This is a genomic window from Bradyrhizobium sp. 23AC (assembly GCF_054863025.1).
The window spans coordinates 1-235 of sequence record NZ_JAVAYN010000312.1; the positions used below are offsets into that span (position 1 = coordinate 1).

At 69.8% G+C, this 235-nt stretch carries 1 protein-coding gene; it reads left to right on the plus strand.

What is annotated here, in order from left to right:
- A partial coding sequence (locus tag RAD10_RS42560) for an exo-alpha-sialidase (protein ID WP_461622099.1) occupies positions 1 to 235 on the plus strand: 235 nt, incomplete at both ends.

A 235-nucleotide genomic window follows, 5' to 3' on the forward strand; every position in this document is an offset into this window, starting at 1 on the left:
ATGGGCAAAGCGCGGACGGAACGCGCTACCCGACCTGGAACCCGGTGCTGTTCCAGCCGCCAGGCGGGCCGCTCACCTTGTTCTACAAGGTCGGCCCCAATCCGCGCGGCTGGTGGGGCATGGTCAAGACCTCCAGCGATGGCGGTCGTAGCTGGAGCGCGGCGCAGCGCCTGCCCGAGGGCGCGCTGGGGCCGATCAAGAACAAGCCGGTGGTGCTGGCGGACGGAAGCTGGCT